At 31.1% G+C, this 26,389-nt stretch carries 22 protein-coding genes, 2 pseudogenes and 1 riboswitch; of the genes and pseudogenes, 2 read left to right on the top strand and 22 right to left on the bottom strand.

All coding sequences use genetic code 11. The features are described from left to right. Nucleotides 1-44: 44 nt before the first annotated feature. The 8 genes and pseudogenes from KPL44_RS03235 to KPL44_RS03200 all read right to left on the bottom strand — a co-directional run bounded on the left by KPL44_RS03235 (nt 45) and on the right by KPL44_RS03200 (nt 6,081). On the bottom strand, nt 45-749 hold the full coding sequence (locus KPL44_RS03235) for a ribonuclease H-like domain-containing protein (protein ID WP_216247349.1): 705 nt from the start codon (nt 747-749) through the stop codon (nt 45-47). A gap of 187 nt (nt 750-936) precedes the next feature. Further along, nucleotides 937-2,646 carry an arginine--tRNA ligase gene (argS, locus tag KPL44_RS03230; RefSeq protein ID WP_216247347.1) on the bottom strand — a complete coding sequence of 570 codons (1,710 nt, stop codon included), beginning with the start codon at nt 2,644-2,646 and terminating at the stop codon, nt 937-939. Between the two features lie 474 nt (nt 2,647-3,120). Further along, nucleotides 3,121-3,399 carry a hypothetical protein gene (locus tag KPL44_RS03225; RefSeq protein WP_216247344.1) on the bottom strand — a complete coding sequence of 93 codons (279 nt, stop codon included), beginning with the start codon at nt 3,397-3,399 and terminating at the stop codon, nt 3,121-3,123. 111 nt (nt 3,400-3,510) lie between these two features. After that, nucleotides 3,511-3,627: a transposase gene (locus KPL44_RS03220; RefSeq protein ID WP_216247342.1), complete on the bottom strand. Its 117-nt coding sequence runs from the start codon at nt 3,625-3,627 to the stop codon at nt 3,511-3,513. Beyond that, nucleotides 3,627-4,883 (bottom strand): annotated as a pseudogene (gene iscB / locus KPL44_RS03215) (RNA-guided endonuclease IscB); the annotation flags it as partial. The pseudogene iscB and the gene KPL44_RS03220, both read right to left, overlap by 1 nt. Nucleotides 4,884-5,248: 365 nt before the next feature. Next, nucleotides 5,249-5,647: pseudogene (locus KPL44_RS03210) on the bottom strand (thioredoxin domain-containing protein); the annotation flags it as partial. Between the two features lie 81 nt (nt 5,648-5,728). After that, the gene (locus tag KPL44_RS03205; RefSeq protein ID WP_216247339.1) at nt 5,729-5,959 is read right to left on the bottom strand and encodes a DnaA ATPase domain-containing protein; all 231 of its coding nucleotides are present in this window, start codon (nt 5,957-5,959) and stop codon (nt 5,729-5,731) included. After that, nucleotides 5,914-6,081 (bottom strand): hypothetical protein, encoded by a 168-nt coding sequence (locus KPL44_RS03200; RefSeq protein ID WP_216247337.1) that lies wholly within the window; start codon nt 6,079-6,081, stop codon nt 5,914-5,916. Before KPL44_RS03200 ends, KPL44_RS03205 begins: the two co-directional genes overlap by 46 nt. A gap of 446 nt (nt 6,082-6,527) precedes the next feature. Here KPL44_RS03200 and KPL44_RS03195 point away from each other — a divergent pair, with 446 nt between their 5' ends. Next, a complete protein-coding gene (locus KPL44_RS03195) occupies nt 6,528-6,713 on the top strand; it encodes a Spo0E family sporulation regulatory protein-aspartic acid phosphatase (RefSeq protein WP_216247335.1) in 186 nt (61 codons plus the stop codon). 114 nt (nt 6,714-6,827) lie between these two features. On the opposite strand, the gene KPL44_RS03190 is transcribed toward KPL44_RS03195, so the two are convergent. From KPL44_RS03190 to KPL44_RS03150, 9 genes are all read right to left on the bottom strand, one after another. Further along, a complete protein-coding gene (locus KPL44_RS03190) occupies nt 6,828-7,550 on the bottom strand; it encodes a protein kinase family protein (RefSeq protein WP_216247333.1) in 723 nt (240 codons plus the stop codon). A 3-nt stretch (nt 7,551-7,553) separates the two neighbouring features. Further along, complete coding sequence (locus KPL44_RS03185) at nt 7,554-7,952, bottom strand: zinc ribbon domain-containing protein (protein ID WP_216247332.1); 399 nt, start codon at nt 7,950-7,952, stop codon at nt 7,554-7,556. A gap of 71 nt (nt 7,953-8,023) precedes the next feature. Continuing rightward, the gene (locus tag KPL44_RS03180; RefSeq protein ID WP_216247331.1) at nt 8,024-10,591 is read right to left on the bottom strand and encodes a cation-translocating P-type ATPase; all 2,568 of its coding nucleotides are present in this window, start codon (nt 10,589-10,591) and stop codon (nt 8,024-8,026) included. A 110-nt stretch (nt 10,592-10,701) separates the two neighbouring features. Then, a riboswitch (NiCo riboswitch) is annotated at nt 10,702-10,796 on the bottom strand. Nucleotides 10,797-10,979: 183 nt separating this feature from the next. Next, nucleotides 10,980-12,155 (bottom strand): metallophosphoesterase, encoded by a 1,176-nt coding sequence (locus KPL44_RS03175; protein ID WP_216247330.1) that lies wholly within the window; start codon nt 12,153-12,155, stop codon nt 10,980-10,982. A gap of 241 nt (nt 12,156-12,396) precedes the next feature. Beyond that, nucleotides 12,397-13,815: a pyruvate kinase gene (gene pyk, locus KPL44_RS03170; RefSeq protein ID WP_216247329.1), complete on the bottom strand. Its 1,419-nt coding sequence runs from the start codon at nt 13,813-13,815 to the stop codon at nt 12,397-12,399. A 126-nt stretch (nt 13,816-13,941) separates the two neighbouring features. Next, nucleotides 13,942-14,736, bottom strand: a complete 795-nt coding sequence (locus KPL44_RS03165) for a rod shape-determining protein (protein WP_216247328.1) — start codon at nt 14,734-14,736, stop codon at nt 13,942-13,944. Between the two features lie 174 nt (nt 14,737-14,910). Then, nucleotides 14,911-15,624, bottom strand: coding sequence for a GGDEF domain-containing protein (locus KPL44_RS03160; RefSeq protein WP_216247327.1), 714 nt, complete (start codon nt 15,622-15,624; stop codon nt 14,911-14,913). A 23-nt stretch (nt 15,625-15,647) separates the two neighbouring features. Further along, nucleotides 15,648-16,751, bottom strand: a complete 1,104-nt coding sequence (locus tag KPL44_RS03155) for an FIST signal transduction protein (RefSeq protein WP_216247325.1) — start codon at nt 16,749-16,751, stop codon at nt 15,648-15,650. Nucleotides 16,752-17,032: 281 nt separating this feature from the next. Continuing rightward, complete coding sequence (locus tag KPL44_RS03150; RefSeq protein WP_216247323.1) at nt 17,033-17,716, bottom strand: GTP pyrophosphokinase; 684 nt, start codon at nt 17,714-17,716, stop codon at nt 17,033-17,035. 329 nt (nt 17,717-18,045) lie between these two features. Between KPL44_RS03150 and KPL44_RS03145 the strand changes: the two genes are divergently transcribed. Further along, nucleotides 18,046-18,909 carry a LysR family transcriptional regulator gene (locus tag KPL44_RS03145; protein ID WP_216247321.1) on the top strand — a complete coding sequence of 288 codons (864 nt, stop codon included), beginning with the start codon at nt 18,046-18,048 and terminating at the stop codon, nt 18,907-18,909. Between the two features lie 99 nt (nt 18,910-19,008). Here the strand turns inward: KPL44_RS03145 and KPL44_RS03140 are convergent, their stop codons facing one another. The 5 genes from KPL44_RS03140 to KPL44_RS03120 all read right to left on the bottom strand — a co-directional run bounded on the left by KPL44_RS03140 (nt 19,009) and on the right by KPL44_RS03120 (nt 26,250). After that, entirely contained in the window at nt 19,009-20,745 is a 1,737-nt protein-coding gene (locus tag KPL44_RS03140; RefSeq protein ID WP_216247319.1) for an ABC transporter ATP-binding protein, read from the bottom strand. Continuing rightward, complete coding sequence (locus KPL44_RS03135) at nt 20,745-22,481, bottom strand: ABC transporter ATP-binding protein (RefSeq protein ID WP_216247317.1); 1,737 nt, start codon at nt 22,479-22,481, stop codon at nt 20,745-20,747. The genes KPL44_RS03140 and KPL44_RS03135 overlap by 1 nt, the downstream gene beginning before the upstream one ends. A 131-nt stretch (nt 22,482-22,612) precedes the next feature. Continuing rightward, nucleotides 22,613-24,205: a hypothetical protein gene (locus KPL44_RS03130; protein ID WP_216247314.1), complete on the bottom strand. Its 1,593-nt coding sequence runs from the start codon at nt 24,203-24,205 to the stop codon at nt 22,613-22,615. Beyond that, a complete protein-coding gene (locus KPL44_RS03125; RefSeq protein WP_216247312.1) occupies nt 24,195-24,911 on the bottom strand; it encodes an ABC transporter ATP-binding protein in 717 nt (238 codons plus the stop codon). The genes KPL44_RS03130 and KPL44_RS03125 overlap by 11 nt, the downstream gene beginning before the upstream one ends. Nucleotides 24,912-25,101: 190 nt before the next feature. Further along, nucleotides 25,102-26,250: a C40 family peptidase gene (locus tag KPL44_RS03120; protein ID WP_216247309.1), complete on the bottom strand. Its 1,149-nt coding sequence runs from the start codon at nt 26,248-26,250 to the stop codon at nt 25,102-25,104. Nucleotides 26,251-26,389: the final 139 nt, after the last annotated feature.

Here is a 26,389-nt window from a genome sequence, read left to right as displayed (position 1 = left end):
AATAAAAAAGTGGTATAGTACATAAATGTACTATACCACTTTTTTTATAACCTACCACTTGCTGTTTTTAGTGGCTGATTTGTGTTTATATTATTCTTCATAAGAGACATTTGTTTTTTAGCTAGTTTTTCTTTTCTCTTAAGACCCAAATCAATGTCAATAGTGTTAATTACTTTGAAAATTTCAGGCAAATTTACAACATCTTCATAATTATGAAGCATAAGAATATCTTTCAGCTTTTCATCATGTTTTAATAGGTATTCATTATACAATTCAACCCACTTTGCTCCGTTAATTTCATCTTTTCTCTTGATACCAATAAACTGTTCCACACTTTTTAAACTACAGCTCTTAATTCCCATTCTTTTGTGAAATGGTCTTATAAACTTATACAAATCCATGTGATCCCTTGGTAATCTATAGCCAAAATTGTATCTATACATCTTCCTAATTATGAAAGGTTCATCAAATGCTGTACCATTATAGGAACACCACCTTTTAAACTTACCCATAGCTTTCGTAAATTCTTTTAAAATATTCACCTCTTCGCAAGGCGCCTCCGCGAAATATTGAACAATTTTAAATTCACCTTCGCTTAAGTAATACCCTAAAGATATTAGTACTATTTTGTCATATTCTAGATCAAAACCCGTAGCTTCAATATCCAAATATGCAATAGTATCCATCTTGTATTTGCTGAAAATTTCGTCTGGTAAAATAACCTTAATTTGATATTCTTTTATGAACATAGTTCCCCCTAATCTATAAAAAAAGAAAAGCATACATTATAACAAATGTGATTTTATTTGTTAAGTAATTCTAAACAAGTTTTACATTTTTCTATAATCTAATAATACAGTAAAATTTGCGTTATTGCAAATGCTACAATAAGGCAACTACTACAATAACGCAAAATTCAATAACTGGTGTGTAATACTACATTCTATCTACGACTTCTATACCTATAAGGCCTAATGCGTTCTTAATTACTTGGCAAGTAGCTTCTACCATTTTAATTTTTGCTTTTTTATCAGATTCATCTTCCAAATTAGATATATTGTACTGATTGTAAAATTTATTAAAAGCTTTGGCTACATCAATTACGTATCTTGTAACCATAGATGGTTCTAATTTATCAATAGCAAACAGGATTGATTTTTGGAAACTTTCTAACTGCTTCACAAGTTCAAATTCTTCTTTAGAATTTAATTTATTGTAATCTAGCTCTATATCAGTTTCATTATTTTTGCTAGTCTCTTCAACTTTTCTTAATATACTTTTTGCTCTTGCATAAGTATATTGAACATAAGGACCTGTTTCTCCCTCAAAGCTAAGCATTTCTTCCCAATTGAAGACAATGTCTCTTTCTCTATGATTTTTTAAATAAGTAAATACAATAGCACCTATTCCTACTTTTTTAGCTACATCCTCTTTGTTTTCAAGTTCAGGATTTTTTTCATTTATTACTTCAAGAGTTTTAGCCACCGCTTGATTTAATAAATCATCCAAGAAAATAACATCACCTTTTCTTGTAGATAATTTTTTATCTGCAAATCTTACTGTACCAAAAGGTACATGCACACAATCATCTGCCCATTTATTTCCCATAAGCTTTAAAGTAGTAAAGACTTGTTTGAAATGAAGAGCTTGATCTTTTCCAACTACATAAATATTTTTATAGAAGTCGTAAGTTTTCTTTCTATATGTTGCCGCTGCTAAATCACGAGTTGCATAAATCGTAGCTCCATCTGATTTTTTAATTATGCATGGTGGAATATTGTATTCATCAAGCATTACAACCTTAGCTCCATTACTCTCAACTAGTAATCCCTTTGCATCTATATCCTTAATAATGTCATCCATCTTATCACAATAGAAACTTTCACCAGCATAAGAATCAAATTTAACATTTAATGTTTCATAAAGTTTTTTAAACTCAACGAGACTTACGTCACGAAATTTAGTCCAAAGCTCAACTTCCTCGTCGCAACCATCTTCTAATTTTTTAAAGTACATTTTTGCCTGTTCATTAAGAGTTGGGTCAATATCAGCTTCCTCATGGAATTTAACATAAATTCTTAATAGTTCTTTAATAGGCTCACTAGCTAAAGCATCCTCATCTACCCAGTTCTTATAAGCATAAATAAGTTTACCGAATTGAGTACCCCAATCTCCAAGATGGTTAATTCCAGTACAATTATATCCTTCGAAAGATAATATTTTATATAATGAGTTACCAATAACTGTAGTGAATAAATGTCCTACATGAAATGGTTTTGCAATATTAGGCGATGAATATTCTACTACTATATTCTTGCCTTCACCAACTTTAGATGAACCATAATTTTCTCCTTCATCTAATATTTTTTCTACTGTATTTTTAATAAATGCTCCTTTGTCTAGGAAAAAATTCAAATAAGGACCAAAACACTCTATTTTCTCAAAACCTTCTTTTTCTATTTTTTCTTTTAAATCCTTGGCTATCATATTCGGTGCTTTTCTCATAACTTTCGACAATTGAAAACATGGAAAAGCAAACTCCCCCATTTCAGGTTTTGGTGGTATTTCAATTAAACTTTCTATTGTTTCTATGTCGAGCTCCACCAATTGTTTAATTCTCTGCGCAACTACTTTTTTATAATCCATAAAAATTCCCCTCCTATTATGCATTTCGCTTCATGATAATTATTATCACTAATTTGAAAACTCATGTGTATTGTAATATAACAAAAAACCCATCTCTAAATAAAGAGACGGGTTATATTTCCGCGGTACCACTCTGATTGACTATAAAGTCCACTCAATATTTTAACGCTAGTTAGCGACTTACCCTATAAGAGTCAAAAATTATTACTTTTAACTAGTTCAGGCAGCTTCTCCAAGGTTCTTTTCCTAAAATTAATGTATCATCAATTTTGTTAAATAGTTACCTATCTAACTTCCTATATCTTACAAGGCTTACACTATATCCTTACTCGCTTTAAGATTAATAGGAAAGTACTGTCCTCTTCTTTGAATTTAGTAATTATAAATTCACTCTATATTACACTATATTATATCCCTATGAGTTCATATTTGTCAATTTATTTTTAATTAATAAAAATTTTATTTTGTTTAATATTAACTGCTTTTATCATTATTTTCTTTTAAAGAATCAACTGCACTTTGAATATATTTTCTAAATCTTTCATTACTCATTTTATTATGTCTTCCATCATAAGTGCTCGAAACCCTATTATAAGTTGATGCCTTAGCAAATATTACAAATGAACCATTAAAATACCTTGTCACAACTGTAGCCATTTTCGAAAATTCTTTCTTACTTCCATTTTTATCATAATAAAATCCTATGTCCCAAAATTTTCGCTCAATATAATTTGCTTTTCCTAAATCAACCACTTCTTCGCTATTTTCTAATTTATTAAAGTAGCAACTGAATTGCCCGATGGCATTGCACCATCATATATATCTTTAGGCTAGTGGATGAATAGCGTTTCTCTAACCTTGATTCTAAATATATTTTTCATTTGTTTCTTTTGAAACTTGACCTATACTACAAGCAAAATATCCATCTCCCCAAAACGTATTTTCATTCCAAAATTGTCTTTTCAAATAAATATAATTCACTATTTCCACACTATCCCTTTATTAAACTTATAAGGTGTCAATAAATCTACTCTAGGTACTTTTTTAATTTCATTTAATCTTGTGTATGCTCCACCATTTTGAGTTCCTCTGACACTATATACTTTCCCTTCATATTTAACTAAATCATTAGGTTGATAAAAATACCTAACTTTTCTTATTCTTCTTTGCCCTTTTGATAACTTCTCACCTCTATATTGATGAAGATTTTCTCCATTTAAATTCTTGTTTCTCGTTCGTCTCCCGTTATTTAAATCTCCCCCACTAATTTTCTGACCATTTCTCCTATCAATATATTTTGCATCATAAAACATTTCTAAGCTTCTGTTATTTCTTCTTGATTGTTTAACTTCAAATATTTCTTTGTTTCTTTCTTGCTTAATTCCTTTAGTTATTGCAAATGCATCATTATAATAAGTTTTCTCAATTCCATTCTCAATCCTGTGATTTTTAGTTATATATCCATAAGTTGAATAAATATTGGAATGTCTTTCTTTTAAGTCGTTTATTAAATACCATCTAATCATACTCATAAAGGTAGCATCTTTAAATCCTCTAACTTTCTTACCTTCCATGCACCAATCGTATAAAAATTCTCCTTTTTTATGGTTAGGGGAAGTGTGGCACTTGTTACAAAGTGTTATTAAGTTATTCTTATTGTCTACCCCACCAAAAGATTTGTATTTAATATGATGTACTTCTAATATTTTTTCTTTGTCTTTATTCTTGCAATTAGGATTTTGACATTTATGATTATCTCTATGAAGTATATATTCTCTTAAATTCCAAAACCCCATCATATCACCTTGTTGATACTCAACTCCGCTAATACTATCGCTATTCATCTTTTGAATATCAAAATTTGCTACTTCTACAGTACATTTGGTAATTGGTAATATTTTATATAAACTATCAATAAATTTAATATGAGAATCTAACTTGTGTTGCAGGCTTGGAGCTAACCATCTCTTTGGTTTTAATTTAGTTCTGTTGTTCCATCTAGGTTTTCTATATCTTAATCTTGAACGTCTTATTTTTCTATAACTTGACTTTTCTAATAATCTTTCTTTTATACCTTGTAGTAATTTTAATTCTCCTACAATTAATTCTTTCTTATTAGTTATAGCACTAAATCCTATATCATTATATCCTGAATCAATTCCTAACGTAATTTCTTGAATATATTCTGCTTCAGTTTTATATATTAATTGAATAGTAAAAGGCTTTAATTCCTTAACTACTGCTTTATTTTATTTTAATAATATTCTTGCTTTTGTATTTGATGTAGGCATTAAAGCTTTTCCATCAATATTAATTACATATACCATCATTATTACATCCTTTCAGATAATTTAAACTCTTAATATAATATATAATTATATTAAGGTAAGTTCTCTTCGCCAATATTATATAAGGTTTTGTATCTTTAATACACTTCTCCTACCATCAGAGATATTTAATATTAAAGCTTAGAGTCACAGACTAGAGAAGTATCCATGGGTAACTATATATTCTTATATAATGTAGTAATTTAATACTTAGGCTATTCAACCAACTTATAGTTTCCTACAAGCCACTATTCCTTTAGGGTAGTTGGCAGTTGACTAGATTCTATAATATTCTCTTTATTTTCATTCCACTGCTCTGCAATAGAAATTAACAAATCTTTTATACCGGGCATTCCACGCATGCTTTCCCTTGAAAAATAGGTACCTGCATAAAATGGTTTTTTATCTGAGGTCATAAAAATTGTTAAGGGCCACCCACCACTACCGGTAAGAGACTGACATACAGACATATAAATACTGTCTACATCTGGACATTCTTCTCTATCAACCTTTATTGCTATAAAATATCTATTTAGTATTGCTGCTACTTCTTCATTTTCAAAGGATTCCTTTTCCATAACATAACACCAATGACAACAAGAATAACCGATACTTACCAATATAGGTTTGTCATCCTCTTTTGCTTTTGTAAACGCCTCTTCACTCCGCGGATACATGAATAGATATTCCTTTAGCTTTCATATACTTTATTTTACCCATTTTGCTAGTGTATGCTGGATTCACATAAAATACGGCTAAATTTTCTTTAAAAGCCCTTGAAGATTTCTAGCTATAATATTTATAGTATCATCAGCTATGAATAAAAGCTCCTCCTTGCTTACCCTACTTTTAAGTATTTCAATTTTTGTATTTAGATCTGGTTTTGTCAATTGAAATGCCGCACTAACCTCAAAAACAGATTCAAGCTTTTCTCCATTTATTATAATTTCGCGAGATGGTTTTGATGACCCTTTACTTTTTCCCATTCATTGTACCTATTTGAATCGCTAGTTGCTGTAATCTGTTCACCTGTATAACCACCGTTGCAACTAACTGTAATAGCATTGTTACCTTTCTTAACATATAATCTCTTTTCTATTTCCTCCAATTTCTCTTCTATATTATTAATAGAATTTTTTAACTTTTTAACTTCTAAGATAAGTTCATAAATAAAGAAGGTACATAACTTAATACTTCTTTATACTATTATATAACTGAATAGTTAAAGTTTTAGTTTAGTATCAGAAATTTTATTGTGTCTAGGTTCTCGACTTCACTAGCCCACAAGTTCTACATAAAATGTTAACTTTTTCCTCAGCAATCTCTCAGTATTTTCTCAGTATTTTATAAGGTTTAATTTATATAATTATCAATAGAGAGTTTTTATACTATTTGTAACTTAATCTTTACATAAATATATATATTATCTACATCCTGTCCCTCATCAAGAAAAGGCTGTCTAAGAGTTATTTTTTGAAACCTTGAAACGGCCTCTTTGGGGAGAATTGTAAAAACTATACTAAGTTAAACTAAACTGTTAGGGAGGAATTTTTTATGGGTGCTAAAATAAATTTCCAGGAAAATATTGAAATGAAAATGGAAGAACTTCGTGATATATTAAATGCACTGATCCAAAGAAATCCTGATGATTATTTGAAAACAGAAATTATCCAAATTAGTACTCAGCTAGATGCTCTTATTTTAAAATATATAAGAAAAAGTATAGATGATACTTTTTAAAGTGTCATCTATACTTTTGAGTTAAACTATATCATACCCTACAACTCTATTTTGCCCTTGATTTTTGCCTGATAAAGTGCCTATTCTATAGATACTAGCATTCCATAGAAACAATTAGTAACTCCTAAACACATTTATAAAATCTTTTTCAATATCATCAATATTGTCATATGCTAATTCAAGACCTAACAACTTTTTTAAAAATATGTTTTGAGTGCTTGTCAATTTTAATTCCTTATACCAAGGTAACTTTTTATGATTTTCTTTTCCTTCAAATGAAGAGTAAAGCAAATATAATAAAAAATCTCCGAAATAAGAAAAATCTAAATCATAGGGATATTTATTGTTATCTGCCCATCTTGCCAGTCCAAAATCAATAAGATATACTTCATCTTTATCTATCAAAATATTTGGTATTCTAATATCCCTATGAACAACACCATTTTCATGAATATATTTTATAATTTTAATCAACTTCATACCTATATTAAAAAATTCTTGTCTTGTAAACTTATAATTATTTTTAAAAAGAAGGTTTTTTGCAGTGTATCCATATTTAAATTCCAGCACAAACCCATAAAACCTTTTTTCATTTATAACTCCTAAAAACTTTGGGATTCTATTATCATCAAGTTTTGATAATATGACTGCCTCATGTTCGCTTTTTCCTGAGCTTTTTTTAAATATATTATGCTTGAACTTCTTTATAACAACCTTTTCCCCTGTATCTGAATTTGCAAGAAAACATAATCCATAACGCCCTTCACCAATAGGTCTTTCAATGACGTATTTACCAAACCGTTTTCCAGAATATTTTTGTGCACAGCATAACCACATGGTTTACGAGTTTATTGCTTTGCCACATTTAAGACAAAATTTAGCATTTGGAGGTAATTTCTCACCACAATTTTTACAAAACAATACTTCCATAACCTTTTCTCCACATTGGAGACAAAATTTTGAACCAGCAGGTATCGGAGAGTTACATTTACTGCAATTTATAGCATTTTGATTTGGTGTTTGGTTAGTATGCAAAGGTAAATCATTGTTATTGCTATATTGGTTTTGGTTTTCATAATTATTGTTATTATTATAATTACGATTAGAGCTACTTCTTGATCCAATTCCTTCAAATAACTTTCCGAAAATACCTTTCTTTTTGTAATGGTTACTTCCATTATTCCCATTTCTATAATGATTGCCCCTTGATGATCTTGATGACCTCGATGAAAAACTCATATTTTTATACCTCTTTTCTTTATATTTTTTTTATTTTACAAATCAAAGTTAGTGTTATTAAGTTAACGTTATTATTGATTTAATCCATTAATGTCATGATTATATATTCTATTTTTTTTTCTAATACACTTCACTAACTTAACAAATTCATACCAAATAACTGATACTACAGCTATTGCAACTGCTATCATAAACTGACTTAAAGATAAAGGTGCAAGTTTCAAAAAATCACATAGAGGAGTATAAAGTATAACTAACAATCCCCCTATTGTTCCTAAGCTAATGCCCCACATTACTTTATCTTTTCTGAGCTTAATAAATGATTTGATTGCAAACTCAGAATTCGAACTATTAACTTGAACCAACAAAATGTTAGCTAACAATATTATAGTGAGTCCCATTGCCCTTGCAATAGGTGCATTATCTGGAGAACTGTTTAAGAATTCAAAATACGTTCCAAAGGATGCTCCAAATATCACTAAACCCTGGATTATACTTTTAGAAAGAATTTTTGCTGTTAATAGTTTTTCTTTTGGATTACGTGGTGACCTATTCATGATATCTTCTTCTGCTGGCTGACGTTCGAGTACTATTGAGCAGGTAGGGTCAATTACCAGTTCAAGTAAAACAACGTGTATTGGAAGCAATAAAAGACCTGCAGGATTTATCCCCATAAGTGGTGCAAGTAATGCAGCAAATGCAATAGGAATATGAATAGTAAATACATATCCAACTGCCTTTCTAATGTTATCGTAAATTCTTCTACCATCCTTTATAGTATCAACAATAGTTGAAAAATTATCATCTAGTAAGATTATATCTGCAGCTTCCCTTGAAACTTCTGAACCACGTTTCCCCATAGCAATACCAATATTTGCGTATTTAAGGGCAGGAGCATCATTAACACCATCACCAGTCATTGCAACTATTTCACCATTTTTCTTAAAAGCCTTAACTATTCTCATTTTATGCTCAGGTAAAACTCTTGAGAATACACTAACATCCTTAACTCGAATGCAAAGCTCTTCATCACTCATTTTACTAAGCTGATCACCAGTAATAATTTTGTCGCTGCTTGGCATATTAATTTGCCTTGCGATGGAACTAGCAGTTATTCCATTATCTCCTGTTATCATTACAACACGAACACCGGCTTTAGTGCAAGTTTCTATATCTTGTTTTACAGATTCTCTTGGAGGATCAACTAATCCAACCATTCCTAAAAGCTGTAGACTACATTCCATGAGAGTATCTGGTACATCATTTATACTATTAACTATCATTTGCCCTACAGCAATAACACGAAGCCCTCGTTTAGACATTTCCATTATTTTAGTTTCTGCGATCCTTCTATCCTCATCTGTTAAGTTACATATTGTTAAAATATGCTCTGGGGATCCTTTTGCTGCAACTACAATATTATCATCCTTTTTCCATACGTGGCCCATCATTTTGGCTTCATCAGTGAAAGCATATTCTTTAATTAATTCTCCACCAAAAATAATTTCTCTTGTGATACCTTGCATTTCACAATAAGATATCATTGCCTTTTCCATTGGGTCATAGGCATCTGATTTACAACCCATGCCCATTAACTTAGTTAACTCTTTTTCATCCCCTGTTAAACTCCAAGTGTTCGAAACTGTCATTTTGTTCATTGTTATTGTGCCTGTTTTGTCAACACATAGAACAGAAACAGCTCCTAAAGTTTCAACTGATGGTAGTTTTCTAACAAGAGATTTTTTCTTAGCAAGTCTCCAAGCGCCCATTGATAAAAAAACGGTTAGAATAACTGGAAACTCTTCTGGTATCATTGCCATAGCCAAAGTTACTCCTGATAAAATGCTTTCTATAACCCTAGCTCCAAAGGAATGATCTGGTATGTTAAAGTATGTTATAACCCCAACAAATATAAATAAAACTGCTGCAATTTCTGCACAACGTTTTACGAGTTTACCAGTTTGTTTTTCCAGTGGTGTTGGATTATCAGGAGCTGAGGCAATATTTTGTCCTATTTTCCCATATTCAGTTATTGCTCCTATTTTATCTACTAATATAGTACCCGTACCTTGTGTAACAAGAGTTCCTGTATAGCAATAATCCTGGCGCCAATAATCAGTTATATTTTTGTCCCTGTTTTCTGTAGTAATTTTCCATACACCCTCAGCCTCACCCGTAAGAGAGGATTCATCAATACAAAGAGTGCTTGCTCTTAAAATGATGCCGTCAGCAGGTACCTTAACACCTTCAGCGATATACATTATGTCCCCTGGTACTAAATCACAACTATTGATTACTTTTTTAATTCCATCTCGAAATACTGTGACATGCGGAGCAGATAAATCTTTTAATGCATCTAAAGTTTTGTCAGTTTTCCATTCTTGAATTACCTCAATACTAATAATTCCAACAACAAAAACAAGCATTATAGAGCCGTCTTTAGGTTCTCCTAAAATAAAATATATTACAGAAGCAACAATTAGAAGTAGAAACATTGGCTCGCTAATAACTTTCAGAATCTTGTGTAAAAAGCTTTCCTTTTTCTTAACCAGAAGTTCATTCTTACCGAATTTTTCCTGAATCTTCATTGCTTCCTTAGTAGTAAGTCCTTGTAGTCCTTTGATTTGTTGTTCTGTCATAAGTAATTACCCCCGTTTTTGCTTATTTAAAGCATATTTAGTATAACTCCATGACATTGCAATCTTCAGAATTGTTCTAGAAATGGGTATAAAAATACCCGTAGAACATAAACTGTCCCACAGGTATATAATTTCATCCTGTTGCCATTAAGGCCCAGCCCCACGAACTTTTTTACAAGTTCATCGCCTGCTCAGTTTGTACTGTAGATTTGTATGCAGTGCAAAGAGATCCCCTTAAACTTAACATGCCGTCAAATATTTGTCAATATCTTTAATAGTTTTTTTTAATTTCTACTATATCAATTATGCCAGTTAACTATCAGCTATGAAAAAACCTCCCTAGATTCGATTTATACAAATTTAGAGAGGTACCCACTCACTATACATTTCATTTATGTATGTCTTTTGTAAAGTCAATATTAATTTCAACTATTTCAGACCGGCTTCCTATCCTAATTGGGGGTCCCCATGTTCCATAGCCAGAAGATACAATAAAATTCGAATTGTTCTTTTGCAGATAACCATAGTCTATTTCAAATATTGAATTTGTTATAAGATTTGCAGGAAATAACTGTCCTCGATGCGTATGTCCAGATACTTGTAAATCAATTCCATTCTTTTGTGTATCAGCAAAATCTCTTGGCTGATGATCCATTAATATAAGAGGTCTCGACTTATCTAAATCCTTTATTATGTCTGATAGATCTTTTCTTTTAATTTTCGTCTGCGATTCCTGGGATATATCGTCGCGACCTATAACATAAAAACTATTATTTATTAAGATTGCTTTATCTCTCAGTACATTTATTCCGGAAGCCTTAAAAGTTTTAACAATATCCTCTACACTGCTGCCCATTTCATCATGGTTTCCAAGACAAGCATAAACTCCATACTTACTTTTAAGTCTTTTAAAGTTATTACTCATATTTTGTTTTACAAAAGGCTCAAGACTACTATCAATTATATCTCCAGGTATTAGAACAATATCTGGATTCAATTCATTTATTTTATTAACCATTACAGTAAGCCTTTTATTATCTACTACAAGCCCAAGATGAATATCCGAAACCATAATAATCTTAAGTGTCTTTAAATCGCTGGATGTTTTATTTACATTCAAATCATACTTGGTTACTTTTGGACTTCGAGCGCTCCAAGTACCATATGCCATTAGACTGGTTAAAAACACAACTACCACTAACGATACTACTAATGAAAAATTAGCAGCTTCATTTATGTTCCTAGGAATAAATGAAATTTTACTATTTAAAAATCTTATCAGATCAATAGTAGGCAATACTAAAATAAGATAAAACATTATTCCCATCCAATATGATCCCACAATGTTCAATGTATTTAAAACTACTGAAGGTATATAAGAAGACAATATCATACTTATGATATACGCCGATGCTATTAGTGCAATTACTATCCAATATACTTTATTATTTAAAAACGAAATATGACTTCCTAAGTTTTGCCATCCCCTTAACCCTATATAATAATTTATGCCTCCATATAAGAAAAAAAATAAAGCAACAACTAATAACATTAATTTGTTCATTATCCACCTCTCCATACATTACTTATGTATTACCTATCCTATCATTAAATTTCAACTATTTCCTTTACATTATAATTCAAAGAGATTTCCAATTCAATACAAATTATATTCACTCTATGCCTATAATAGTCAGCTCTGAGTATATGGTTTTCCTATAAATTACAATAAAAAGGTCTAGCAATTACGCTAGGCCTTAAATATCTTTGTAAATATAATGGTCATTATTAATTTAGTTTAAATTTTAAACTTCTAGTATTTTCATTGTATTGGTAGTTCCAGACTGACCAACAGGTACCCCTGCTGCAACTATGACAATATCACCTTTTTTTATATATCCAGCACTCAAGCATTTTTCCACTGCATCTGCCACTAATTCATCTGTAGATGTTAATTCTATTGAAACTATAGATTGAACTCCAAAATTAATGGATAAACTTCTTGCAACTTCTTTTCTAGGTGTTACAGCAATAATTGGACACCTTGGTCTATATTTTGATACCATTCTAGCTGTATGCCCACTTTGAGTTGCTGTTATTATTGCAGCTACATTTAATTCATCTGCTGTTGTACACGTAGCAAGACTAATAGCATTTGATATATTACCAACTGGTTCATGTTTTCTTTCATTTAAAGCTGCTTTAAAATCAATATTTAACTCTGCTTCAATGGCAATCTTAGACATCGTCAAAGCAGCCTCTAATGGATAGTCACCATTAGCACTTTCACCACTAAGCATAATTGCATCAGTACCATCAAAAATAGCATTAGCTATGTCTGAAGCTTCTGCTCTAGTAGGTCTTGGATTTCTAATCATAGAATCTAACATTTGGGTTGCAGTTATAACAGGTTTGCCTGCCTTATTGCATTTATGGATTATCATTTTTTGAACTATAGGAACCTTTTGAATTGGTATTTCAACACCCATATCTCCCCTCGCAACCATAATGCCATCAGAAGCCTCTATTATCGCATCTATATTATCTACGCCTTCTTGTGTTTCAATTTTTGATATTATCTGGATGTATTCGCCACCATTTGCATTAAGTATCCTTCTAACATCTAATACGTCGTCCGCTTTTCTTATGAAAGATGCGGCTACAATATCAACCCCTTGTTCACATCCAAAAATCAAATCTAATCTATCTTTATCAGTTACTGCAGGAAGACCAATAGAAACGTTAGGAACGTTTATTCCCTTATGATTTCCTATATAACCAGAATTAACGGCTATACAATTTATTTCAGTGTCTACAATTGAACTAATTTTAAATTCAAGAAGACCATCATCCACTAGAATTGTACCATTAGCCTTAAGGTCATGATAAAGCTCTCCATAAGAAACAGAACACCTCTCTTTAGTTCCAAGTATCTCTTTACCACAACTAAAAGTGAACTCCTGTCCTTTATCAATTAGGACCTTATCTCCGTTGAAATTATGAGTTCTAATTTTAGGACCTTTAATATCAAGCATTATAGCAACAGGTTTATTAAGTTTTTCCCTAAGACTTTTTATAAGATCCATCTTTATTTTGTGGTCATCATGTGTACCATGTGAAAAATTAAGTCTTGTAACATTCATTCCTATATTCATAAATTCTGTTAATACATCTTTACTATCGCTAGTTGGACCAATTGTAAAAATCATTTTTGTTCTTTGCATAATCAATATCCCCTTTACTGTTTTAAGTCTTCTTAATTAGTATTAATATGTGTAATTTACTTATAACATATACTTTTCCTATTTGTGATACTGTGTTTATTTAAAATAAAAATAGATATTCGAAGATTAGCCTTTCCTAGTTTTCATTGTGTTAAGCTCCGAAATAGCGTTCTTTAATCCTTCTATAATACAATTTTCATATTCCAAGTATACTAATTGATTTTTGCCTATATTAAGACCAAATACATTCTTTAGATTTGTTGGAATAGACAAATATATTGTTCTTTCTATTTCTAATTTCCACCCTATAGTGACTTCTTCCAAATCTTTTTTTGATAGTTTTATATTTGTAAATTGTTCCGGTAATTCTTTTGATGCATCGTCTGTTAGATTTCCAATGTTGTTTATTATATCTTCTTGCGTTAACTCATTATATCCCCTTTTTAAAATTTTCACATTGAAAATATTTCCAGCAAAAACCAGACCAAAATATGTTAAATCATTTAAGGAATAAATAAATATTTTCCTTCTACACTCTTCTATCCGAACCCCTGAACCAATAGCCGCGCACATAAAATTACTAAGAATATATATATTGCTCCACTTAAATTTTGAAGCTTCCTCAACAATTGATACTTTATTCTTTATGTCAGAAAGCTCAAATGGAATAGCAATAACCAATCCTGGCCTAAATAATGATTTTTTAGCATTGATTAAGACGTAATTCAATAATTGTTCCATGGCATTAATATCATACCAATAGTTTTCATTATTGATCGGATTAAATATATTTGGTAGTATTTGTCCTATAGATTTATCTATGAAAGTATTTTCTTTTTTTTCAAAAGCTCTTACTTTTCCATTTAACAAATCAACTCCTATATACCTTTTCCTCATAAAATTAATTATATTTTCAATCATTTATTATCCCTCTTTTCGTATAAAGTTTATATTAATATTGCCGACAAATGCATTGTTTTTATTTAGCTGATAATTAAAAAGCCCCGAATTACCTTTTGGTATTTCAAGACTTTCAGAGACTCAGTAATATTACTATTCCCAATATACCATAATTGAAATTCAGGCAACTGTATCTTATTTAAAAATGCAAGCACAATTGCGGCGTTCCTTAGCCTGATAAAGTGCCATATCAGCTCTTTTAATAATCTTTTCTATGCTGTCATCTTTCATGTACTCAGTAATCCCAAAACTACAAGTTAGATGCTTAGGTGTTCCAAAGTTATAGTTAGATACTTTTAATCGTATCCTCTCAGCCAATATATATCCATCATTTGCACTTGTATTTGGTGAAACAATAAAAAATTCTTCTCCTCCCCATCTTCCAATGTACTCAGTATTACGAAGGCTATTCTTCATCAGTTGAGCAAGTTCAAACAAAACCTGATCCCCGGCTTGATGTCCATATGTGTCATTTACCAACTTGAACCAATCAACATCGATTATAATCGCTGAAAAATTCACCCCATACCGTTGTGCCTTAAGGTATACTTCATTAAATATTTCATTAATTTTTCTACGGTTATATATATGTGTAAGTCCATCAGTGGTTGATGCTTCTTGAAGTTCCTCATTTTTTGCAAGCAATTCTAATCTTATCAAATCTAGTTCTTTATTCTTAACATCAAGCAAGTTCTTCTGTTCATCTAGGTTGTATATACTAAAACGATAAACCAAATCATAATGATCCATAGCCTGCTCTATAAGTCTTCGACTATGTTCAGAGCGTTGCAATTTTTTTTTCAAAATCGCTATTTGCCTCACCATACCATCCATATTATCATTGTCCATTTTTAACCTCCATTCCATTCATTTTAACCTAGCAATACAGTTACAAATGTTTCGTTATGGAACTTATTTATTAATTCATCTGAATTCGGACAAAACTCACCATATGAATAAAATCCAACAAATTTTACACTTTCTCCACTGTTTTCACGAACAATCTGACACTCCTCTATAGTACGCGTTCCAAGTAAAACCCTTCGAGCTGAACAAGAAAAACATAATACTAAAACAGGTGATTTATTTGATGGAAATGTGCTAAATGCATGGTTTATTGAACTTTTAGTACCTGCCAAAATTGACTCCCGATTTACCATAGTAATGTAGACTTTATACCCAACTGGAACATTACCTAGATAGGTTATTGACCCAGTATTAATATCATAATTTTCGAAGCTAGTGCGCATAAAACAAAAATCACCATGATCATCGTATACCTCAATCGGCAGTTCAAGAGTAGGCTTAGTATTTTCACCAAGAATATTACTGTAAAATTCAAGTGCAGGCTTACAATCGATTTCATAAATCACATTACCTTCTGATCTTGTAATAGTCCCCATCTCTCCAGTTGACTCCCATCCACTATCCATACCAAAAGAAAAATCAAATTCGCCAGCCAAAAGTAAAAATGGAGATATTGTAGCTGATGATATTTTATTACAAAACTGTTTAACATCAGCAAATCGCCAACTATCTGCTGATATTCCGCCCACAATTGGAAGTTCACCACCAGTAACCATAGTTAGTTGTTCCATAACTGTCTCACCACTGGTTTTAATCACATCAGAAAACAATATACACAAATTAGGTTTCTGTCCTAATCTTACCACAGCCTCCGATAGTGCTTGACTGCATTCTTTTCTCATATCTATTACGGTATTATTGATAAAACCAGAAACAATTTTCATTTCTTTAGATATAAATAATGTCAAAACCACTGAATCCTCTACATACTCACATTCAGAAGAAAACTCTCCATCTGTTGTACATCCAATGAGCTGTAAATTAGGCCATTTTTTATAAATCTCATCAAGTACCAACTGATGATCAACATCTATACTGGCATAAAGAATTCCTGCTATAGGGTGATGATTACCAAGCTGCAGTTCACAATTTTCAATTAGTTCCTTCACTGCTAAAAATGAATCTAGTTCTACACTATGAGCTATAGCTATAATAAGATCTGTTTTAATAAATACCCTCCCCCCCCTATTTTGTATTTTACAAATTAATATAAAAATAGAAGTTTTAGCAGAATCTTCGAGCTTAAACTTTACATTTTCTTAACAATTTATAAGTAGATTATACTATAATTCACCATAAAGTACTATATTTTTAGATTCGAAAAAATAGATACTACTTAGTGCATCCCCTGATGAACTAAGTAGTATCTATTGAAAATTTGTATCACCTATTAATTTAGCCTATCTACTTCAATTTCAATATTTTGCATTTTTATATCTGTTGCTGCTATAATATCTGCACAATCTTTTAAATCGTTTTTTATATGTATTGCAATACCTTCACCTTTTTTATAATATAACTTATGTTCTAAACTTGCCCAAAAATCCATAGCGATTGTCCTTATTTGTACTTCTACTCTTATGGGTTCTACATGATCCGAAAAAAATATAGGAATTTCCAAAACCATATGAAGGCTTCTATACCCATTAGGCTTAGGATTTTCAATATAGTCTTTCTCTTCAATTAAAGTAATATCCTCTTGCCTTTTAAGCATATCTGCGACCTTATATATATCACTAACGAAGGAACAAACAACTCTTATCCCCGCTATATCATTGAAATTTTTCCTTGCCTCTTTAATACTTGGTTTTAAATTTTTACGAGTAAGTTTGTCCATTATACTCTTAGGGGATTTAACCCTAGATTTCATATATTCTATTGGATTTCTTTTCCCCTTTATTTTAAATTCATAGTCTAAAATTTCAAGTTTAGTGCTGACTTCTTTTATAGCACAACTATAAATCATTATAAGTTCCTCTATTTCCTCTATTTTGCCTTCCATATTTCTTGGAGACACTGCTTTATCTATTATTTGATCAAAGAATACTTTATCTGTTTTTGTAGATTTTCCCATGAATATTTTGCTCCTTTTCGTCTAATTATGATATCACTAGCTGCTAAAACCACTTTTCCATGGATTATGTCATTGTTCCATAAGCAGGGTTTTCTTTAATTATACCATTAAATAACCATATATCTTGAAGTAGCATAATAAAATCATTGCATGTTTTGTCCTATACTAATATGATTATAGTATATGTATTCCCATATTAATAATATATATTTTATATATGTTATATACGATATTCATATATAATGAATCTGAATTAATGTTTGGTTTTGTAATTTAAATTACATCTGGAGTGCCTATCTATGTATACGATGAGGCGGAGGAGAAATATTATGGACATTAAACAGCTTAGATATTTCCTTACAATAGCTGAGGAAGGTCAAATAACAGCAGCAGCTAGAAGGCTTCACATTGCTCAACCCCCCTTAAGTCAACAACTTAAACTTTTAGAGAGAGAACTTGGAGTAAAACTTGTAGAAAGAGGACCAAGACATATCCATTTAACGGATGCTGGTGAAATTTTAAGAACTAGAGCACAGCAAATTTTAGAACTTTCGGCTTCTACAATAAATGAAATAGATGATTTAAAAAAAGGTTTAAATGGAACCTTATCTATAGGAATGGTTTCATCCTCTGGTGCATTACTTATAAGAAATACTTTGTCAAAATTTCATGAAGAATATCCTGGTGTAAAATTTTCAGTGCAGGAAGGTAACACATTTAAGATCCTAGAACTATTAAATAGAGGGATTATAGAAGTTGGAATTGTTAGAACACCATTTAAGGCTTTAAACTGCAATTGTAAGCATATGGTAAAAGAACCAATGATAGCGGCAATGACAAAAAATTATTCTTCGGATTTAGAAGGGAATTACATATCATTGAAAGAACTAAATGGAAAGCCCCTGATTTTTTATCGAAGATTTGAACAATTAATAATGGATACCTGCACGGAAAGTGGCTTTAATGCAGAGGTATTCTGCAAAAATGATGATGCACGAACAACACTTATGCTAGCAAATGCAGGCTTTGGGATTGGAATAGTACCAAAATCCGCCTTTGAACTCTCATGTAATGAGAATCTTATTTATAAGGAAATAAAAAATGAAAAATTAGAAACATCACTAGCTGCAATATGGATAAAAGATAGATATATGTCCTCTCTAACAGATAAGTTTATAAAATTTTTTAATTAATAATATGGTTTGATAAAAATGACTGTGTAAAAACGATTTTATTCGTTTTTACACAGTCATTTTGCAATTAAAAGCAAAAACATTAGAATTTTATAACAATCAAACTGCAGCAAACTGACTATTATAAAGTTGTGAATATTGTCCACCTTTTTCTAATAATTCCTCATGGGTTCCACTTTGAACAATATTACCATTATCCATGACTAAAATTATATCAGATTCTTTTATTGTGGAAAGTCTATGAGCTATAATAAAACTAGTTCTTCCTTTTAACATTTTAATAAATGCTTTTTGGATTTTAAGTTCAGTTATTGTATCTATATTACTTGTAGCCTCATCCAAAATTAACATAGGCGCATTAGCAAGCATTACCCTTGCTATAGTAAGCAGTTGTCTTTGACCTTGTGAGAGATTTTCACCTGCATCAGTAATTACGGTGTTATAACCCTTAGGTAAACGACGTATGAAGCTATGAGAACCTGAGGCTTTGGCTGCAGTTATTATTTCATCTTCTGTTGCATCAGCTTTACCATAGGCTATATTTTCCTTTATAGTTCCACAGAAGAGCCATGTATCTTGAAGGACCATTCCAAAATTACAACGTAGACTATCACGACTTATTTCATTTATATTAACCTCATCAATAAATATACCTCCACTGTTAATCTCATAAAATCTCATCAATAAATTTACTAGAGTCGTTTTACCTGCGCCAGTTGTACCAACTATGGCAACACGGCTACCACGTTTTACAGTTAAATTAAAATTTTTAATAAGAGGATGATTAGATGTATATCCGAAATTTACATTTCTAAAAGAAATCACCCCTTCATTATTATGAAGATTTATTGTTCTTTTTTTGTCAGCTATTTCCGGTTCCATATCAATCACATAAAAGATACGCTCAGCAGAAGCTGCAGCTGCTTGAATTTGTGTAAATATTGCGGTTATATCATTTAAAGGTTTTGAGAATAATGTAGCATAAATAAGAAAACTTGATATATCACCTATTGTGAGTTTACCAAAGATCACAGCAAAACTTCCAATAATACCAATAAGTGAATAAATTATGTTATTTACAACTCTTGTAGTTGGACCTGATAACGAACCATAAAATTGAGATTTTACACCTGCACTATATAAATCATTATTTATCTCTTTAAATTTATTAATGGTTTCATCTTCATAATTAAACGCTTTTACAACTTTTTGACCATCTATAATTTCTTCAGCATAAGCGTTTAAATTACCCAAAAATTTAGCCTGCTTTTTAAACATTTTTTGAGAACGATTTGTTATAAATCTCGCCATAAAATATGAAGCTGGAGATAAAATCAAAACTACTAATGTCATAATAGGATTTAAGTAGACCATAAAGCCTATAGCACCTATTATTGTAACAATACCGGTGATAAGTGTGGATAAACATTGAATCATACCGTCTGAAATTGTTTCTATATCGTTAACGAACCTGCTTATGGTATCGCCATGAGGATTGGTGTCAAAAAAATTTAATGGTAGTTTATTTGTTTTTTTAAAAAGATCCTGCCTCATATGGTTAACGGATGAAAATGCGATTAAGTTAGTTAAATAGATCAAAAGCCAATTAAATATGTTTCCAGCTACATAAACTATTGCTATTGCAATAATAATTTTGAATACATAACTAAAGTCAACAAGACCTTTTCCTATCATCTTATCTATAGTTTTACCTATTAATAGTGGAGCAATAAGACTTAAAATTACTGTTATGATTGCGCTTATAAGCGAAAATACAACATATATTTTAGAATTTGACATATATTTTATAATTCTTTTAAATATAGTTTTATTCATTATTTGTTTACCTCCTTTTCTGAAAGCTGTGAAAAACATATATCTTTGTATGTTTCACAATTTTTCATAAGATACTCATGTGAACCCACGCCTACTATTTTCCCATCATCAAATACAATAATTTTATCAACATGTTTTATAGAACTTGCACGCTGAGAAACAGTAATTACAGTCATGGTATCACTGAGACTTTTAAGTCCAGTTCTAAGTGCTGCATCAGTTGAAAAATCAAGTGCACTAGATGAATCATCAAGTATTAAAATTTCAGGTTTTGCAATTATTGCTCTAGCAATTGTTAGTCTTTGTTTTTGTCCGCCAGAAAAATTAAGACCACCACGAGTTACTTGTGTATTATAACCATTTGGTAGATCTTTTATAAATCCGTTTGCTTGAGCTGTTTTTGCAGCATCTATGATTTCTTCGCTAGTGGCTATTTTCTTTCCCCAACGAATATTGTCTGAAATAGTACCAGTAAAAAGCACAGATTTTTGTGGTACCATACTAATTTTATCCCTAAGTTTTCTTAGAGAATAATCTTTAACATTTATTCCTTTTATTATTATTTCACCTTTAGTAACATCATAAAATCTTGGAATTAAATTTATGAAAGTTGATTTACCTGAACCGGTAGCTCCTATAATGCCTACTGTTTCCCCCCTGTTAATTGTTATGTTAATATCAGTTAGCTCGCAATCGCTGGCACTGTCATATGCAAAAGAAACCTGTTTAAACTCGATTAAAACATCGTCTCCACGAGAAGATGTTTCTACCTTATTACCATTGTCCTTTATTGATGTTGCAGTATCAAGTATTTCATTGACACGGCTAGCCGAAGCAAATGCTTTTGTAAATATGATAACAAGATTTGATAATGCAACAAGTGCTAATAATATTTGCGTAGCATAATTTACAAATGCAATAATTGTCCCCTGAGAAAGGGTACCAGCATTAATATGATAACTACTAGCCCATAATATAGCAATTATTGCTACATTCATAACAAGAGTTGTGAGAGGGTTTAAGAGAGCTGAGGTTTTGCCAACTAAAACTGCTGTTGAAGTTAGATCATCGTTTGTAGCTTTAAATCTTTTTTCTTCGTTCTTTGTTTTTGCAAATGCACGAATTACCCGTGCTCCAGAAAGATTTTCACGAACTACTATACCGAGTCTATCTAATTTGTTTTGATATTTACGATAAAGTGGAGATGTCCTACTTATGATAAGATATATAATAATTCCAAAAATAGGCGTAGCTATTATAAGTACTAGAGCTAATCTAATATCTAATAACATTGACATAATAATTGCACCGATACATATAAAGGGTGCACGAAATGCCATACGAATAAGCATAGCAACTGCTAGTTGGAGTTGATTTACATCGCTAGTAATACGATTTGTTAGTGACGCGGCACCAAACTTATCTATTTCCACATAAGAAAACGTAGATATATGTTCAAATAATTTATTACGCAAAGTTGTACCAAATCCTTGAGATGTAAGTGCAGCAAAATACTGACATGTCATAGAGCTACAAAATCCTAATACGGCCATAGAACACATAATTCCGCCCATTTTTAGCACATAGCTTGTATCATGCGAGCTTACACCATTATTTATAATAAGTGCCATAAGTGTTGGAAGCAACAGTTCTAATAATGCTTCAATAAGCTTAAAAGTGGGTCCTAAGATACATTGTTTCCTATATGGTTTTAAAAATTTAAAAAGTTTAAACAAAAATCATCACTCCAATATAAAAAGTATTGCATGTTTTGTTCCATGCGAATATGATTATATCATAGTGACCGCCATATTAATAATATATGTTTTGTATATATGGTATACGATATTCATATATATAATGAAACTTAAGGTAACTTAGTTCCACACACTTTTATATAAAGAAACGATGTAAAACCTATCACTGCAAGGGTAATCACTCCCGTAAGTAAATTTTTGTCTATACCTGGTAACATTAGTAAAATCACCATAGGTATAAAACCAAATAACATTCCACCCAGAATTCCAAATACAGATGCCATACTTTGCTTTATTACAGTTACTTCAGATTCCCATTCAAAATTAGGCATTTTAAGATTAATGAATATCCCCCAAACACAAGTAAGTGCAACATATACAAGAGGTGTCACAAACATCCATACAACAGTCATAATTGTCGGCTTTAAACAAAGACTCATAAATAAAGAACTTAATAATGATATAGGTAATAAAATTGTTGCATTTACTGACATTTTACTTCTATATATAGTTGCTGCTTCTATAGGTGCAGATTTCAATATCCATAAGTTTTTACCTTCTAGTGAAAGTGATACTGCAGTGGTACACGTCATTGATAACATTCCAGAAATCACAAAAGGCACAAAGTTAATCATTATAGGTTTTATATTTGGCATTCCAACTAGTTGCTGCAGCTTATCTACACCAAAAATGAAACATGTTATGGACATTATAAGTAAAAGCACTGCTCCCATTCCAAAATTAAGCACATAAAGATAGGATGAAAAAAATCTTTTCATTTCTTTTCGATGTAATGCCATAAAAGTAGACGTCACTTTTAAACTTTGCAATTTATAATTGGATTTGGTTTGGTATGTTGTGAGTCCAGTATTAATGGCTATATATTTAATAGAAACAATTTTCACAAAAACATAGTACCAAATAACTGATATTAAAAGGAACGTGATAAATGCAATTATATTATACTTACAAACTGCTTTTTCAAATATACTTACTAATGGATATATTTGATTCATTTTATGGGATAACATCGTACCAAGAGACGCTATTTGTTTAATATTTATTTGGCCGCCACTCATCATTCCTGCGCTCATGCTTACACCCATAAAACCAATAGTTAAAATAAATGATAGTACGATATTGACCATATTAGTATGTTTAAATCTGGATGAAATTGCACTAATAATTGCTCCAAGTACTGCAGCTATTGTCATTGGCACAAGTGGTGTTACAAACATAGAAACAAACCAAATCACATAAAATAGTATCTGTGGATGTGCGAATAAGCAATAGGCAGTCCCCATAGGAAGCATAACAAGAATTGAAATAATCACATTTGCTCCATACATCAATAAAAATCTGCTTGTTATTACTGTAGTTGTTTGAACCGGTAATGCCATAAGCATATCATAGTCCTTAAATGCAAATAATGTACCACTTGCTTTAAATATAGTAAAGAGCATTACAATCACACTTGTAATGGTAAATGCATATCCCGGAATAATCCCCGTTAGCCCAATGCTACCCAAACCATACGCAGTCATAAAGCAATATACTGCCATCATAATCACGACTATAGTCATTGCAACAGCAAATATAATAACTCTATTTTTCTTCTTTTTATCCTTCTCATATCGAAAGGTATTCACTCCAGACTGATTAAGAAACTGCGCTTTTAAAAGAATCCAAGTGCTATTTTTCATTTTCTGCCACCTTCATATAGAGTGATTCTAATGATTGATTTTTAATTAAGTTTTCTGTAACTCCTGCTTCAATAAGCTTTCCATCTTTAATAATCGCAATTTTACTGCAAAGCTTCTCCGCAACATCAAGCACATGGGTAGAGAAGAAAATAGCGCTTCCTTGTTTACATATTTCATGCATTGTATTTTTCAATATCATGGATGCTTTTGGATCTAATCCAACAAATGGTTCGTCGAGCAATAGTAATTTAGGTTTATGAATTAGGGCAGAAATTAAAGCAAGTTTCTGTTTCATCCCATGTGAATAAGAAGAAATCAAATCTCCGAGTACACTAGTAATTTCAAATAATACACTGTATTTACGAATACGCTCTTCCCTCTCTTCTTTTCCAACTTTAAAAATGTCCGAGATAAAGTTCAAATATTGAATTCCCGTTAAATGCTCGTATAAATCTGGATTATCTGGTATATAGGCAATTACTTTTTTACACTCTAACGGAAACTTTTGTACTGAATGTCCGTCAACAAAAATCTCCCCTTCTTCAAAATCAAGTACTCCTGCAATGGCTTTTATCATTGTGCTCTTTCCAGCTCCATTGTGACCTATAAACCCATAAATATCTCCAGCTTCCACTGTAAGATTAAAATGATCCACGGCTTTTTTTCCACCCTTATATACCTTTGAAAAATTTTTAATTTCTAACATTAGTCTATCTCCCTTTTATATATTAATTTAGATGTTTCTACATTAATATAACGGATAACTAAACAAAAAGTTCACAATTGCAAGTAGATTTTCTTGATAAATTCTTTTATTAAGCACTAAAAAAGCATCTATAAATTAATATAGATGCTTTTTTTATATGAATTATTGACTGAAAAAACATATAAATCTTTTATCTAACTCTACGTCCATATGTAAAGTCACTATTTAGTGATTGAATTCTAAGTACAGCGCCTGTATGAGGTGCATTTATCATATTACCATTTCCAACATATATTCCTACATGATGAGCTGGCGATCCAAAAAACACCAAATCTCCTGGTTGAAGATTTTCTCTAGATACAAGTGTACCTACATTTTGTTGATCTTCTGAAACTCTTGGTATGTCTACTCCGAAATGTGCGAACACATACTGTGTAAATCCAGAGCAATCAAAGCCTGAAGGGCTTGTCCCACCCCAAACATAAGGAATGCCAAGAAATTGTGAAGCATATGATATAAGCGCATTAGCTGAAGCTCCTGATCCACCTCTAGAAGGACTTATACTAGGAGTCTGACCTGATGATTGGTTTAGTGCATATTGATTTGCTGATGCAGCTTGATTTTCTGCCGCAGCTTGTCTTGCCTCAGTCGCATTTTTTGCATCTGTAACTGCTTGCCTTGCAATCGCTACTTGTTTTGCTGCCGCCGCTTGGTCTGCTGCTAGTTGCGCCGTATACTTAGCTTCTTGAGTATTTAATTGCGCTACCAATACATCTTGTGCTGCTTTTTGCTTAGTTAAACCGCTTAATGTATTTTTATTGTCAACTCTTAAAGATAATAATTTTGTATTTTCTTTATCTAACGCTACCTTCTTTAAACTAATTGCTTCCTTTTTTGTTTGCAAATCATCAATAATCTTTTGGTCAAAGTTTATTATGGTTTTTACATCTTCTAATCTAGATATAAAATTATCTAGACCTTTTGAGTCTAATAAAATATCTACATAGCTTGATGTACCATTCATATACATTACTCTCATTCTTTTATCATAGAGTACTTGTTCTGCTTTAATATCATCTTGTGCTTTTGCAATATTTATTTTAGATTGTTTAATATTATTTTGTGTATTATTTATATTTTTTTCATTGCTATCGATTTTAGACATAATTTTTTCAATTTGACTATCCATCATCTCTACTTTGGTTTCAAGACTACTTCTTTGAGTTTGAACCTGCTTTATTTTTGCCTTATCAGAAGCAGTATCTGCGTATACGCTAGTATATCCAATGCTCATTGTTAAAGCAAGTGCCATCATTGCTGAAATAATTTTTTTGTTCAATTCTCCATCTCCTACAAATAATTTTATGCTTCAACATATTATCAACAAATATTTATAATATTTGAACATAGATACTATAATACACAAAAATCGCAAACTTGTAAAGTAAGAATTTGACATATTTCTTGTTGAATTTGCA

The sequence above is a fragment of the Clostridium sp. DSM 17811 genome (assembly GCF_018861905.1).
In the GTDB taxonomy this organism is placed as follows: Bacteria; Bacillota; Clostridia; order Clostridiales; family Clostridiaceae; genus Clostridium_AD; species Clostridium_AD frigoriphilum.
The sequence above is the reverse complement of the archived record's forward strand: the minus strand, read 5'-3'. Positions and strand labels throughout refer to the sequence as shown.

Excerpts from the sequence above, each read along its gene's own strand:
- KPL44_RS03175 (WP_216247330.1), bottom strand. The coding sequence starts at position 12,155 with ATGAACAAATTAATGTTATTAGTTGTTGCTTTATTTTTTTTCTTATAT.
- KPL44_RS03140 (WP_216247319.1), bottom strand. The coding sequence starts at position 20,745 with ATGAATAAAACTATATTTAAAAGAATTATAAAATATATGTCAAATTCT.
- KPL44_RS03185 (WP_216247332.1), bottom strand. The coding sequence starts at position 7,952 with ATGAGTTTTTCATCGAGGTCATCAAGATCATCAAGGGGCAATCATTAT.
- KPL44_RS03205 (WP_216247339.1), bottom strand. The coding sequence starts at position 5,959 with ATGGGAAAAAGTAAAGGGTCATCAAAACCATCTCGCGAAATTATAATA.
- KPL44_RS03125 (WP_216247312.1), bottom strand. The coding sequence starts at position 24,911 with ATGTTAGAAATTAAAAATTTTTCAAAGGTATATAAGGGTGGAAAAAAA.
- KPL44_RS03180 (WP_216247331.1), bottom strand. The coding sequence starts at position 10,591 with ATGACAGAACAACAAATCAAAGGACTACAAGGACTTACTACTAAGGAA.
- KPL44_RS03150 (WP_216247323.1), bottom strand. The coding sequence starts at position 17,716 with ATGGGAAAATCTACAAAAACAGATAAAGTATTCTTTGATCAAATAATA.
- pyk (WP_216247329.1), bottom strand. The coding sequence starts at position 13,815 with ATGCAAAGAACAAAAATGATTTTTACAATTGGTCCAACTAGCGATAGT.
- KPL44_RS03130 (WP_216247314.1), bottom strand. The coding sequence starts at position 24,205 with ATGAAAAATAGCACTTGGATTCTTTTAAAAGCGCAGTTTCTTAATCAG.
- KPL44_RS03145 (WP_216247321.1), top strand. The coding sequence starts at position 18,046 with ATGGACATTAAACAGCTTAGATATTTCCTTACAATAGCTGAGGAAGGT.
- KPL44_RS03190 (WP_216247333.1), bottom strand. The coding sequence starts at position 7,550 with ATGTGGTTATGCTGTGCACAAAAATATTCTGGAAAACGGTTTGGTAAA.
- KPL44_RS03165 (WP_216247328.1), bottom strand. The coding sequence starts at position 14,736 with ATGATTGAAAATATAATTAATTTTATGAGGAAAAGGTATATAGGAGTT.
- KPL44_RS03195 (WP_216247335.1), top strand. The coding sequence starts at position 6,528 with ATGGGTGCTAAAATAAATTTCCAGGAAAATATTGAAATGAAAATGGAA.
- KPL44_RS03235 (WP_216247349.1), bottom strand. The coding sequence starts at position 749 with ATGTTCATAAAAGAATATCAAATTAAGGTTATTTTACCAGACGAAATT.
- argS (WP_216247347.1), bottom strand. The coding sequence starts at position 2,646 with ATGGATTATAAAAAAGTAGTTGCGCAGAGAATTAAACAATTGGTGGAG.
- KPL44_RS03160 (WP_216247327.1), bottom strand. The coding sequence starts at position 15,624 with ATGGACAATGATAATATGGATGGTATGGTGAGGCAAATAGCGATTTTG.